Origin of the sequence: Moheibacter sp., assembly GCF_049672845.1 — a bacterium.
GTDB lineage: Bacteria > Bacteroidota > Bacteroidia > Flavobacteriales > Weeksellaceae > Moheibacter.
Window position 1 is genome coordinate 78,963 of record NZ_JBATWT010000011.1, and the last position, 12,269, is coordinate 91,231.

The 12,269-nt window shown below is 39.8% G+C and carries 10 protein-coding genes; 3 read left to right on the forward strand and 7 right to left on the reverse strand.

From position 1 onward, the window contains the following. Positions 1 to 72: 72 nt before the first annotated feature. The gene (locus tag WBF63_RS04425) at positions 73 to 1,086 is read left to right on the forward strand and encodes a 3-oxoacyl-ACP synthase III family protein (protein ID WP_424368493.1); all 1,014 of its coding nucleotides are present in this window, start codon (positions 73 to 75) and stop codon (positions 1,084 to 1,086) included. Positions 1,087 to 1,289: 203 nt separating this feature from the next. Beyond that, the gene (locus tag WBF63_RS04430; RefSeq protein ID WP_424368494.1) at positions 1,290 to 4,493 is read left to right on the forward strand and encodes a S8 family serine peptidase; all 3,204 of its coding nucleotides are present in this window, start codon (positions 1,290 to 1,292) and stop codon (positions 4,491 to 4,493) included. A gap of 80 nt (positions 4,494 to 4,573) precedes the next feature. Here WBF63_RS04430 and WBF63_RS04435 read toward each other — a convergent pair whose 3' ends face one another. After that, the gene (locus WBF63_RS04435; RefSeq protein ID WP_424368495.1) at positions 4,574 to 6,043 is read right to left on the reverse strand and encodes a T9SS type A sorting domain-containing protein; all 1,470 of its coding nucleotides are present in this window, start codon (positions 6,041 to 6,043) and stop codon (positions 4,574 to 4,576) included. Positions 6,044 to 6,126: 83 nt separating this feature from the next. On the opposite strand from WBF63_RS04435, the gene WBF63_RS04440 reads away from it, so the two are divergent. After that, positions 6,127 to 6,534 carry an RrF2 family transcriptional regulator gene (locus WBF63_RS04440; RefSeq protein WP_424368496.1) on the forward strand — a complete coding sequence of 136 codons (408 nt, stop codon included), beginning with the start codon at positions 6,127 to 6,129 and terminating at the stop codon, positions 6,532 to 6,534. Between the two features lie 175 nt (positions 6,535 to 6,709). On the opposite strand, the gene recN is transcribed toward WBF63_RS04440, so the two are convergent. From recN to WBF63_RS04470, 6 genes are all read right to left on the reverse strand, one after another. Beyond that, a complete protein-coding gene (recN, locus tag WBF63_RS04445; RefSeq protein WP_424368497.1) occupies positions 6,710 to 8,365 on the reverse strand; it encodes a DNA repair protein RecN in 1,656 nt (551 codons plus the stop codon). After that, entirely contained in the window at positions 8,365 to 9,267 is a 903-nt protein-coding gene (locus WBF63_RS04450) for a DUF4835 family protein (RefSeq protein WP_424368498.1), read from the reverse strand. The genes recN and WBF63_RS04450 overlap by 1 nt, the downstream gene beginning before the upstream one ends. Further along, complete coding sequence (coaBC, locus tag WBF63_RS04455) at positions 9,264 to 10,466, reverse strand: bifunctional phosphopantothenoylcysteine decarboxylase/phosphopantothenate--cysteine ligase CoaBC (RefSeq protein WP_424368499.1); 1,203 nt, start codon at positions 10,464 to 10,466, stop codon at positions 9,264 to 9,266. Before coaBC ends, WBF63_RS04450 begins: the two co-directional genes overlap by 4 nt. 12 nt (positions 10,467 to 10,478) lie before the next feature. After that, on the reverse strand, positions 10,479 to 10,802 hold the full coding sequence (locus tag WBF63_RS04460; protein WP_424368500.1) for a DNA-directed RNA polymerase subunit omega: 324 nt from the start codon (positions 10,800 to 10,802) through the stop codon (positions 10,479 to 10,481). A gap of 30 nt (positions 10,803 to 10,832) precedes the next feature. Then, positions 10,833 to 11,699 carry an outer membrane protein assembly factor BamD gene (locus tag WBF63_RS04465; RefSeq protein ID WP_424368501.1) on the reverse strand — a complete coding sequence of 289 codons (867 nt, stop codon included), beginning with the start codon at positions 11,697 to 11,699 and terminating at the stop codon, positions 10,833 to 10,835. A 72-nt stretch (positions 11,700 to 11,771) separates the two neighbouring features. Continuing rightward, a complete protein-coding gene (locus WBF63_RS04470; RefSeq protein WP_424368502.1) occupies positions 11,772 to 12,269 on the reverse strand; it encodes a ferritin in 498 nt (165 codons plus the stop codon).

Below are 12,269 nucleotides of genomic sequence, written 5' to 3' on the forward strand. Positions count from 1 at the left end.
CATAAATTCAGTTAAATTTGTCAGACTGTAGATGAAGAAAATTACATCTAATTAAAATCTAAAAAACTTTCGATGAAGAAATCAATCATAACAGGAATCGGGCATTATGTTCCCGAAAATATAGTTACCAATGACGATTTAGCCAAAGTGATGGAAACCAATGACGAATGGATCCAGGAACGAACCGGAATCAAAGAACGTCGCCATTTGGGTAAACATTCCGGCACTACTACTTCCGATTTGGGAACAAAAGCAGCCGAAATCGCCATAAAAAATGCTGGACTTACTGCTAAAGACATCGATTTTATACTTTTCGCTACTTTAAGCCCAGATTATTATTTTCCGGGTTGTGGCGTTTTGTTGCAGAAAAATTTAGGATGTGATACCATCGGCGCACTGGACGTTCGAAATCAATGTTCCGGATTTGTGTATGCACTGGCAACGGCAGATGCTTACATCCGTTCCGGAATGTACAAAAACGTTTTGGTAGTGGGCGCTGAAAATCATTCCTTCGGATTGGATATGAGCACGCGCGGACGCGGTGTTTCCGTGATTTTTGGAGATGGGGCAGGAGCGGTGGTTGTTTCGGCTACAGATGATGAAAATCGTGGAATTATATCCACCAATATGCACAGCGAAGGAGAGTTTGCCGAAGAGCTTGCTGTTCAGTTTCCGGGTACTAAATTAGGCTGGTCCGATGTAATGTTGGAAGAAGGCAACACCCTGACGCCCGAGCAGATTTATCCCTATATGAACGGGAATTTTGTGTTCAAACATGCCGTAACCCGTTTCCCGGAGTCTATCAGGGAAGCTTTTGAGCAATCAGGGGAAAGCATTGAAGATTTAAAATTATTCATTCCTCATCAGGCCAATTTACGCATCAGTCAGTTTGTTCAAAAACAATTAGGATTGCGTGATGACCAGGTTTTTAATAATATTCAGAAATATGGAAATACAACCGCAGCTTCTATCCCGATTGCTTTGAGCGAAGCATATGCAGAAGGCAGATTTCAGAAAGGAGATTTAATCTGTATGACTGCATTTGGAAGTGGATTTACCTGGGGAACTGTTCTAATCAGATGGTAATCTGAAAAATTAAAATAATCCGGGGAATTTCTCCGGATTTTTTATGAATGGTTTTCATATTCCTCAGCATTAATTAGGTCAGAATTTACTACCAAAATCTTGGTATTTTTTAAAAATACTTGAAAATAGTTTGTGTTTTTTAAAGTCTAATTCCTTAGAAATTAATACATTCAGTTAGAATTAACAATTAACACTAACTATTTATGGACAAATTTTTACAAAAAATCAGCATTGTGATTTTGCTGGTAGCCTGGCAGATGGGCGCGGCCCAAACGCTTAGCGAAAAACAACGTATTACCGATCGCTACGATCTGAATGAATTACTAAAAATTCAGAATGAATACTTCCAGAAGATCAGTTCAGAAAAAGAAAAAGTAAGGAATATGGCTGCTTCGCTAAACGTTCCGCTGATCATCGAACAAAATGGAACTTATGCGGAACTTCAAAAAATTCTTCCTGATGGATCGCTTATTTATTACACAACTTTTAATGTCAATGCAGCAAAATCTACCCGAACCAATCATTTGAATTCGGGAGGATCACTAGGATTAAACCTGATGGGGCAAAATATGACTGCTCATGTTTGGGATGGTGGTTTGGCGAGAACTACCCACCAGGAATATGACGGTGCCGGCGGAACAGACCGCTTTTCCATAGGTGACGGAACCACGGCTTTGCATTATCATTCTGCACACGTAACCGGAACCATCATGGCTTCCGGCGTAAGCGCTAACGCAAAAGGAATGGCGCCCCATGCACGTGCAGTTGGTTATGACTGGAATTATGATTTGTCTGAAGCGACTTCGGCTGCTTCAAGCGGAATGTTGATTTCAAATCATTCTTATGGATTTCGTTCTGATTTAGTGCCGGACTATTATTTCGGAGCTTACATAACTGATTCCCGTGACTGGGACAATCTGCTTTTCAATGCACCTTATTATTTAATGGTGGTTGCTGCAGGAAACGACGGAAATACCAATTATAATGGTGCTCCGCTTGCTGGTAATTCGGCTTATGACAAGCTGACAGGGCATGCTACTTCCAAAAATAATCTTGTTGTGGCCAATGCAAATGATGCGAATGTTGATGCAAACGGAAATTTAATCAGTGTATCTATCAACAGTTCCAGCAGTGAAGGACCTACTGACGATTACCGTATAAAACCCGATATTACCGGAAACGGCACTTCGGTTTATTCCACTTATGAAACAAGCAATACTGCTTATGGAACGATTACGGGTACTTCTATGGCTTCGCCTAATGTTGCGGGCTCATTATTACTTTTACAACAACATTACAACAATCTCAATTCCGAATTTATGCGTGCAGCTACCTTGAAGGGATTGGTTTTGCACACTGCTGACGATGCCGGTTCTGCCGGGCCTGATGCAATTTTCGGTTGGGGATTGTTAAATGCTAAAAAAGCTGCCGAAACGATATCGGCCAACGGAAACGGAAGTATAATCCAGGAGCTGACTTTAACCAGTGGCCAAACCTATCAGTTTACAGTTGATTCAGATGGAGCCAATGAATTAAGAGCATCCATTTGCTGGACAGACCGTCCGGGCACTGCTACGACTCAGACCAACTCCAACACGCCTGTTCTGGTTAACGATTTGGACTTGAGAATTACCAAAGGAAGTACAACCTATCTGCCCTGGAAGCTGACCGGAATCACAACCAACGGTAAAGCCGATAATAATGTAGATCCTTTTGAAAGAGTAGAAGTGAGCGGTGCTTCCGGAGCCTATACTGTGACGGTATCTCACAAAGGTTCACTCACAGGAGGCAGCCAGAATTATTCGCTCATTATTACGGGTGTTTCGGCAACGCCTGTTGAATGTAATGCAACAGTTCCGGGCGGTTTAAGTGTGGATGGAGTGGGAAGTTCCACGGCTTCACTTTCCTGGGATGCGGTATCGGGTGCTTCCTATGATTTCAGATATCGTTTGGTAGGTTCTTCTTCATGGACAACAAGTTCTGAAACCTCAACTTCCAAATCTTTAAGCGGATTATCTTCTAATTCTCAATACGAGGCGCAGGTAAGAAGCAAATGTGACGGAGGCGCGACATCTGATTATTCAGCAGCTGTAAGTTTCACGACAACTGAAGTTCAGATTGAATACTGTACATCAACCAGTACGAATGTGAATGATGAGTTTATCCAGAGAGTTCAGTTAAATACAATCGACAATCCTTCTGGAGCTCAGTTTTATTCAAACTTTACCAATATTTCAACAAGTCTTTCCAAATCTCAGGCCTACACTATTACGGTAACACCTCAATGGACAGGAACCACCTACAACGAAGGTTATGCAGTCTGGATTGATTACAACAAAGACGGAGATTTTACAGATTCGGGAGAAATGGTCTGGTCAAGATCAGCGACCACAACATCACCGGTAAGTGGTACCTTTACAGTTCCTGCTTCGGCAATTGATGGCCCTACTCGTATGCGGGTTTCGATGAAGTATAATTCAATTCCGGGACCATGTGAAACCTTTACTTATGGTGAGGTGGAGGATTATACAGTTGTCATAGGCGCATCTACATCTGATACCCAGCCGCCAACGGCACCGACAAATCTTGCTGCCTCAAACGTAGCCCAGACTTCTCTTACACTGAACTGGACAGCATCTACCGACAATGTTGGTGTAACCGAATATGATGTTTATTCTGGCACAACCAACATCGGAACTGTTACCGGAACGACTGCCAACGTTACAGGATTGACAGCCAATACGGCTTATTCATTTTCAGTCAAAGCCAAAGACGCTGCAGGAAATGTTTCAGCTTCATCCAATGTGGTAAATGTGACTACGCTGGCCGAAAATTCGCAATTGGTATTGAGTATTACTTTTGATAATTATCCGGAAGAAACATATTGGAGAATTTACAGAGGAACTACGATAGTGGCATCAGGTGGGACTTATGGTTCACAACCCGATGGCTCGACTTTGGATATTCCATTGAACTTAAGTCCTGATTGTTATAGATTGACCTTCTATGATACTTATGGCGACGGAATGTGCTGTTCGTATGGCAATGGTTCTTATACTTTGAAACAAGGTACTACCGTGTTGGCAAGTGGAAGTACTTTCCGTTCTTCTAGATCCACCAACTTCTGTACGACTCAGTCCAATAATAATTATAACTACACATCTGTTGATACAGACGATACAAATTCTCATCTACAAGTTTACCCAAATCCTGTAAAGGAAATTCTGAATATTTCTCTGAACGGATTTGAGGCACAAACCTATCAGATTGTAGATTTGAACGGAAGAATTGTGATGCAAGGTAATTATACTGAAAAACTGGATGTTTCACATCTTCAGTCCGGAACTTATGTTCTGAAACTTATGATTGGCGAAAAATCCAAAACAGAAAGATTTATAAAGAAATAATTAATTAATAGTGAACCCTCATTAAAAAAGCCGTCCTGAAATCTGATTCGGGACGGCTTTGATTTTAATTAATTTGTTTTTTATTGAACAATTAATTTCTGTAAAGATTTGGTTTTTTCGGCATCAAATACGACCAGATAAACACCTTTCGGTAAATTAATCTGAATTTGTTGTGAGTCAGTTGTTTTATTTGCCGAATGAATCAGTTTTCCGTTTAAATCATAGATTCTAACCACACCTTTTTCAGATGAATTAATGAAAAATGAATTTTTAGCCGGATTTGGATAAATCGCAAAATTGGCCTGGCTTAAATCGGCTGTTCCCATTACAATTCCACATTCAAATGGATCAAAGAAAACTTCTCCCAACTCAGGATCATCCACTATATGTGAAATTACACCCTCCACATCTTCTGCAGTCGATTCCTGACCTTCAATCCAGCAGTTATGAAGCGCTTTCACCTCATTTGGCGTATTGTTGAACAACGCATAAATTTCACCACCGTTTCCGTTTTCACTGAAAATATTTCCACCCGGATTAAAATCTTCCGCATCATCACTTCCCAGATTTGCCAGTGCGGTTCCAATCAACGTAATTCCCCAGAGACTTCTTCTGATTTCATTACCTGTAATATAAACCATTCCGGTGTTGTAAAGAGAAATCCCACTACCGCCGTTCATAGGATTTGTTTCAGTATCATTGTCTTCAAAGATATTATTCTCGATAATTCCTTCGGATACCCCGCCCAACGAAGTAAACCCGTAACGATTATCGCGAATGGTATTGCCTTTAAGCAAAAATTTGTTGGTAACCCCTATCAGGCTCGAAACCGAAACACCACCAACCATAGTAAAGTCACGGTTTCCAATGATGGTGCTGTTAATAATTCGGGTCGAATCAGCTTCACCACTCGGTCCCATGTTGATTTGTGGACGGTTATTATTGGTGGTGTTGTTTCCTTCGAAATAACAGTTCTCAACCTGAATAGCAACAGAAGAGTTCGCTCCTGAGCTCAGAGCCGGATGAACGTTATTTCTAAATGTTGAATTTCTAACAACCGGACTACCATTTGAAAATGCAATGGCGCCACCGGTAGATGACCCGCTTGAATTCGTATTGTTGGATACTTCAGAGTTTTCCATTAAAAAATTAGGAGTTATCACCCGGATTCCACCACCATATTCAATTAAAGTATTGTTGAAATAGACTTCAGAAGTGTCAAACATCCAAAAGCCTTCATATGGATTTTCGGTATCAACAGCTGTGATGGTAATTTCGTCGGCATCACTTGCGAAATATCCTTTTACTTCAATTTCCACATCGGGCGCAATCTTCAGGGTGAGGTTTTCATTGAGTGAAAGAGAATCGTTAACTTCCACGAGCAAATTTTCATGCAAAGTATATTCGCTTCCCGAAACAGTGACAGTCGAAGGTGAATCAGCCGCAATGTCATCAAGCGTCCAGTGGACACCGGTGTTTGGAGTTGAATATTGTGAGAAAAGATAGGAAAAGGTAAGGGTTAGTGTTAAAAGAGTAAATCGAAGCTTCATAATCTGCATTTTTTTAATTAGGGTTGCAAGTTAGAATAAATTGCCGAAATTTGTTTTGGTTTAAACGAATGAAGATTTGAATTATGCTAACTAAAAAAACCAAATATGGGTTAAAAGCTATGGCCTATCTTGCGAGAAATTCCCATGGGCAGCCCATTTTGATTTCCGAAATTGCATTAAATGAGAACATTCCCCTGAAATTTCTGGAAGGTATCTTACTGGATTTAAAGAAAAGCGGGCTGTTAACTTCCAAAAAAGGAAAAGGAGGAGGTTACCTGCTCGAAATACCTGCTAAAAATATTCCAATTGCCGCCATCATCAGAGTTTTGGATGGCCCAATTGCACTTTTGCCCTGTGTTAGTTTGAATTATTATAAAAAATGTGATGACTGTATCGATGAAGTGAGTTGTTCGCTAAATAGAGTGATGGTGCAGGTTAGAGACAAAACCCTTAAGGTCTTGGAAAGCCAGTCTTTGGAAGATTTAATTTAGAATCAAAAAAATTTAAAAAAATAGTATACTACTTTAGTAGACTTTTGTATATTTGCTTTGTACAAAAGTTTCGACCTGAAGCAATTGTACAAAGTCTTATTTTTTAAGATTATTTGTGTGTTAGTTATTTATGCCTCATGGTTTTCTCTACTATGAGGTTTTTTTTATAAATAATTTAGGAATTCATCAGTTCCCTGGCCTGATCTAATGCAGTTTCCGAAACATTTGAACCACTGATGAGTTCTGCGATTTCTTCAATTCTCTGCTGCTCAGATAATTTTCGAACTTCAGTAAGTGTCTGATCGGATTTGAGGCTTTTTGAAACTTTGAAATGATAATCAGCTTTTGCCGCCACCTGCGGTAAATGTGTTATGCTGATGACTTGTAGGTCGTTACCCATTTCTTTCATCAGATTGCCGACTTCATTGGCTACTTTTCCCGAAACACCTGTATCGATTTCATCCAGAATTAAAGTCGGTAGTTCAAGTTTACCTGCCAAAGTTTTCTTTACAGCCAGCATCAATCTGGAACGTTCCCCACCCGAAACAGATTTCCCCACAGGTTTAAGTCCTGAACCTTTATTGGCACTGAAAAGAAAATCAATTTCGTCTTTTCCTGAAGCGCTGAAACTTTTTTTACCGATGAGTTGAAGTTGCATCGAAGCGTTTTCCATTCCCAGTTTTTCAAGCGAACCCAAAAGCTCTTTTTCCACTGCCGGAATCGCCTTTTTACGGTTTTTCGAGATGGCTTCAGCTTTTTTGTTCAAACTGATTTCAAACTGATTGATTTGTTCTTCCAGTTTAGAAATTTCTTTTTCAAGTTCCTGAAATCCGGATTTATCATTTTCAAGATTTGTCTGAATTTCCATCAGTTCCTCCAAAGAATTTACCCGATGTTTATGAAGCAAAGTATGGATCAGGTCAAGGCGTTCATTTACTTCCAAAAGTCTTTCCGGATTGGATTCCATTCGCTGGATTTTTGAAGTAATTTCTGAATGCAAATCCTGAATTTCAATTCGGGATGATTCAAGTCTTTTCTGAAAGTTTTCCAATTCTTCTCCAAAACCTGAAATTTTCTGAAGCTGGTGGGCGAGCTCATACAATTGGGAAAGAATCCCTATTTCAGCGGTATCTAGTCTGGCTTCAGTTTCGGTTAGAATTTTTTGGATTTCATCTACATTTTGCAATTCTTTTTGCTCCGTTTCAAGTTCCTCCGTTTCGTTTGGTTGTAAATTGGCAGTTTGGAGTTCGTCTAATAAAAACTGTTTATAATCTGCTTCCCGATCCAATTCAGCAAGTTCTTCACGCAGATTTTTCAGATTTTCCAGTTTTCGGTTTCTTTCACGTAATTCTGTTTGATACTCTTTTACCAAAGCCAATTGACCGGAATAGGCATCCAAAATCTGCAACTGATAATCCTGATGGAAGAGATTTTCCGAATTAAATTGCGAATGAATATCAATCAGGTTTTCACCGAGTTCTTGCAAAATCTGCAAAGTAACCGGTGTGTCGTTTACAAATGCACGGGATTTCCCGCTGGGAAGTAATTCCCGTCTTAGAATGGTTTCGTTATCAAAATCGAGTTCGTGTTCCTGAAAAAAAGATTCTAAACTCAATTCGGAAATGTCAAACTGTGCTTCAATGATACACTTTTTTGACTCATTGTTGAGTTGCTTTAAATCGGCACGTTCGCCCAAAATTAATTTAAGCGCGCCCAATAAAATAGATTTTCCGGCACCGGTTTCTCCCGTGATGATGGTCAATCCTTTGTGAAACTGCATTTGCAGCTGATCGATAATCGCAAAATTGGAAACCGAAAGTCGGGTTAGCATTATTTTTTTAGATTATTCCAGATAGAACTGTTGGTAGGCGAAAGGGCATTCAGGGTTTCTTTGATCTGCGGAATATTTGCCGAAGACATCAGTCCGCCACCAAATATTTTAGCAATTTCGTCTTTTTTGGCCATAAAGAAAATGTCGAGTGGATAGAACAAGGCGTAATTTCCTTTTTCGTAAAAACTCAGCGTTTCCAAAGCATTTCCGATTGTGTTTTTGGCTTTTGTTTCGTTATCGCTCATTTGATCCAAACCAACTCTGTGGTATTGGTAGTAAATATTTCGAAGTGTTTTATTAGTCGGTTTCAAAACATTGTTAATCAATGAAGCTCTGGCTTTATTGCCGTCCATTTCATTCCATCCGCCAAACTGCGAACTTGCGGCATTCATCGCAATCTGCTGACTGATTTTAAAATAATTGGTTCCACCTTCTAGCTGGAAAGTATCGGCATCCATTCCCAAAACATAATAAACGTAGAATGCGATGACATCTGTCAGGTTTTTATTACTGAATTTACGCGAATTGAATATAAGTTCTTCAAATTCAGTGTATTCAAAGTCAAATTTCCCATCCACAAAATTCAATACAGGCGTATAATAAGTGGAATTAAACACAGGTCTTCTGGATTGAATCTGCAGACGTGCATTATAGGTGTTTCCATTTCTTCCCGTAATGATAATCAGAAAATTTGTTTCAATTTTTTCATGGATTTTATATCGGTTATCTGTCCATTTCGTCGTATTGATAAAATCACTGAGGGATTTTTGCAAAGTTTGAAAAACCTGAACATTTGAGCCTTGAACCTGCGAATAATCAACGGTTACAGTAGCCAGAAATTCCTGAGCGGAAAGACTTACTGAAAATATCAAACAGACAAAAAGCGCTTTCATTTTATTCATAAATCGTAATTTTCAAGGATAAAGTTAAGAATATCTTTTGCAACTTCGGTTTTATTTTTTGCTTGGTAAGCAACCGGTTCTCCGTTTCGCGGAATGATGGTTACTTTATTGGTGTCTTTCTGAAATCCGGCTTTTTCATCCTGCATTGAATTTAACACAATGAAATCCAGATTCTTTTTATCTAATTTTCCTTTGGCAAATTCCAGTTCATTATTGGTTTCGAGAGCAAAACCTACCAAAATCTGATGTGTTTTTCTTTCGCCCAGACCTTTTAAAATATCGGGATTTTTAACCAGTTCGATTGTCAGATTTTCATCGTCCTTTTTGATTTTTTGTTCGGCTAAATTCGCTGGTCGATAATCCGCAACGGCTGCCGACATAATCACGATGTCTGCATTTTCAAATCTTGAATCCATTGCTTCTTTCATTTCCATAGCTGAAACGACATCGACACGGTTAATATTGTAATTGGAAGTCGAAATGGAAGACGGTCCGCAAACCAAAGTCACTTCCGCACCCAGATTGGTGGCCGTTTTAGCAATTTCGATACCCATTTTTCCTGATGAAAAATTCCCGATGAAACGAACGGGATCCATTTTTTCATAAGTCGGTCCTGCGGAGACCAAAACTTTTTTACCAAAGAGTGGTGCTTTGTTCAGTAAATCCTGTTCAATAAATGAAAGGATGTTTTCGGGCTCTGCCATACGGCCTTCGCCGCTGAGTCCGCTGGCAAGTTCCCCACTTTCAGCCGGAATGATGATGTTTCCGAAACTTTCAAGTTTGGCTAAATTTTCTTTGGTGGTTGGGTGTTGATACATATCCAAATCCATTGCCGGTGCAATGTAAACCGGACATTTTGCGGAAAGATAAGTGGCGAGTACCAGATTGTCTGAACTCCCATCGGCCATTTTGGAAAGTGAATTGGCGGTAGCCGGCGCCATCACCATAAAATCTGCCCAAAGTCCGAGTTCCACGTGGTTGTTCCAGGTTCCGGTTTCTTCTGAAAATTCCCATTCCACCGGATTTTTGGAAAGGGTGGAAAGGGTAAGGGGGGTTACAAATTCGCGCGCCTTCGGAGTGAGAATTACCCGTACTTCTGCACCTTCTTTTATAAACAAACGAACCAGAAAAGCAGTTTTGTAAGCAGCTATACCAGCGGTAACAGCCAACAAAACTTTTTTCCGGTTCAGGATAGACATATTATCGATTTTTTAAGCTTCCTCGCTTGGGTTTCTGAAGTAGATATCCCCAGTCATCCATTCTTTGATAGCGATGGAAGTTGGTTTAGGAAGTCTTTCGTAAAACTTGGAAACTTCAATCTGTTCGCGGTTCTCGAAAATTTCTTCAAGAGAATCTGTATGCGAAGCAAATTCGTCCAATTTCTGAATCAATTCGGTCTTCATTTCCTGATTGATTTGTTCAGCACGTTTACCCATAATTACGATGGATTCGTAAATATTTCCGGTTTTTTCTTCAATTATACCTCTGTTAAAGGTTTCTGTTGAAGTAGGTGCGTCAATGTCTTTGAAGTTCATATTAGTATATTCTGATTAATTCGACTTAAATTATGATTGAACGGGATTTTCCCGGTTTTGATTTTCTTTTTTATCCTCCTCTAATTTGGTGGCTACTTCTCTGTGTTTGGCCATATCTTCCATTACTTTCTGATTAATCTTGGAAGCCTCATCACCAAATTTTGAGTTAGGAAAAGCTTTCGTAAATAACTTATATTGGGTCATCGCTTCCTGCAATCTTAATTCCTTTCTGTCAAAACGGCTATAATTTACCGCCAGTTCATATTTAGAGCGAAGCGAATAAACCATTGCTTCTTCCCGGAATTTCGTGTCGGGGAAATCATTCAGCATATTGTCAAACGCAATTCCTGCAGCTTTGTATTTCAGTGTTTTATAATAAATCTTCGCAATTTCAAATGCTTTCTTTTCCAGCTTTTCTCTCAGCTCGTTGATATATCCGTTTGCTTCCTCAACTTTGGCCGATTCCGGATAAGCATTGATAAAAGACTGCAATTCGTCAATGGCATTGTAAGTACTGGATTGGTCTAAATTATAAACCGGTGAGTCGGTATAAAAAGCGTAAGCCGAACGGAATGCAGCTTCTTCAGCGCGCGGATCTGCCGGATTGGTAATGTAAAATGTTTTGAATTGGTGTGCAGCCAAACGGTAATTTCTATCCTGAAAATTCGCGTCTGCTTGTTTGTAAGCAATGTCTGCAGCGTATTCTGTTCCGGAAAAAGCGGCCGAAACCTTTTGATAAAGCTCAATGGCATTGGACCATTTTCCTTCCTCATAGAATTCATTGGCAACCTGAAGAATATAATCCTTGTCAGAACTCTTCATAGCTTTTTCAAAACGCTTGTTGCAGGAAACCGCCAACGTCAAAACAATCAATAAAACACCGAATTTTTTAAACATTTTGCAAAGGTATAAAATATTTGCCACAAACATAATACAAATGCCGGTGGCAAAATGTTAAGGGATTCAAAATTATTTAGGAGAATTAAAGGTCGAAATGTCCCTGTCGAACAAATACATACCGCCTTTGTCGTCGCCGATTAATTTTAATTTGTCCAGAATAATCCGTGCCAGCCTTTCCTCTTCAATTTGCTCCGAAACATACCACTGAAGGAAATTATGTGTCGTATAATCTTTTTCGGCAAGTGTCAGATCCACGATTTCATTGATCATTTCCGATACTTTGATTTCGTGCTCGAGAAGCATTTCAAATAGTTCATGCAAATTCTGGAAATCCTGTCTCGGCATTTGCAATGCCGGAATAATTGCTTTTCCACCGCGTTCGTTGATGAAACGAACCAGTTTGAGCATGTGCATTCTTTCTTCGTCGGAATGGGCAAAAAGAAATTCTGAAATTCCTTCGAGTCCGCGGGCGTCTGCCCAGGAAGCCATCGCCAAGTAAAGCTGTGAAGCGGTCGCTTCGGCTTCTACCTGATTGTTCAGTGCGTCCAATATACTTTGTTTGATCAT